Below are 1,347 nucleotides of genomic sequence, written 5' to 3'. Positions count from 1 at the left end.
GACGTGGCCGAGGAGGGCGTCGGGGTCGGTGCCGCCGCGAGCCAGCAGCCGCAGGAAGTGGGACTTGCCCGACCCGTTCGAGCCGAGCACGGCGATGCGATCGCCGAACCAGACCTCCAGATCGAACGGCTTCATCAGGCCGGTCAGCTCCAGGCGTTCCGCGACGACGGCGCGCTTGCCGGTGCGCGCGCCGCGCAGGCGCAGGCGCAGGTCGAGGTTCTGCGCGGGGGGACGTTCCTCGGGCGGGCCGGCGTCTTCGAAACGTCGGAGCCGCGTCTGGGCGGCGCGGTACCGTGAGGCGAACTCGTCGCTGGCGGCCGCCTTCGCCTTCATGTCGGCGACGAAACGCTGCAGTTTGAGGTGCTGCTCATCCCACCGGCGGCGCAGCTCGTCGAGTCGAGCCATCCGGTCTTCGCGCGCGGCGTGGTAGCCGTCGAAGCCACCGCCGTGCACCCAGGCGCTGCTGCCGGCGCCGCCCGGCTCCAGCGTCACGATGCGGTCGGCGGCACGGGCGAGCAGCTCGCGGTCGTGGGAGACGAGCAGCACGGTCTTCGGCGTCTCGCGCAGACGCTCCTCGAGCCAGCGCTTGCCGGGCACATCGAGGTAGTTGTCGGGTTCGTCGAGCAGCAGCACCTCGTCCGGCCCGCGCAGCAGGGCTTCGAGCGCGAGACGCTTCTGCTCGCCGCCCGAGAGGCTGGTCAGCGCTCGGAACCGGGCACGGGCGAAGGGGATGCCGAGAGCGGCGATCGTGCAGGTGTCCCAGACGGTCTCGTACTCGTAGCCGCCCGCTTCGGCGTAGTCCGCCAGCGCGCTCGCGTAGCGCATCTGCGTGTCGAGGTCGTCGCGGTCGATGATGGCGGCCTCGGCATCCTCGAGCTCGCGTGCGGCGGCACCGACGCGCGCCGGCGCGACCGAGACGAGCAGATCGTGGATGGACTGCTCCGCCGTGCCGTGACCGACGAACTGGTCCATGACGCCCAGTCCGCCGTCGATCGTGACGACGCCGGACTGCGGGGCGAGCTCACCGCGGATGAGGCGCAGGAGCGTGGTCTTGCCGGCCCCGTTGGGGCCGATGAGGGCCGTCGTCTTGCCGTCGGCCACCCGGAACGTCACCTCGTCGAGCAGGGGCGCCCGTCCGGCAGCACGAAGGAGACGGCGGCGACGTCGATGTAGCCCACAGCGGGTCCTTCCGCCCTCGCCGCGGTGCGGGCGCAGAGCCGACCAGCCTAACCGTTCTCGCCCCGACCGCGCGAACCGGGCCGACCGGCTCCGATGCGAGCCCGGTTCACGAACCCCGCAGAATGTGACGAACTCCGCACCCGATAACGCGAATGGATGCGGAGTTCG

The 1,347-nt window shown here is 71.7% G+C and carries 1 pseudogene; it reads right to left on the bottom strand.

Going from position 1 to position 1,347, the window contains the following annotated elements:
* A pseudogene (locus AS96_RS14525) lies at positions 1 to 1,178 on the bottom strand (ATP-binding cassette domain-containing protein); the annotation flags it as partial.
* Between the last annotated feature and the right edge of the window lie 169 nt (positions 1,179 to 1,347).

The organism is Microbacterium sp. MRS-1 (genome assembly GCF_000585455.1).
In the GTDB taxonomy this organism is placed as follows: Bacteria; Actinomycetota; Actinomycetes; order Actinomycetales; family Microbacteriaceae; genus Microbacterium; species Microbacterium laevaniformans.
This window is presented reverse-complemented; position numbering and strand designations above follow the sequence as displayed.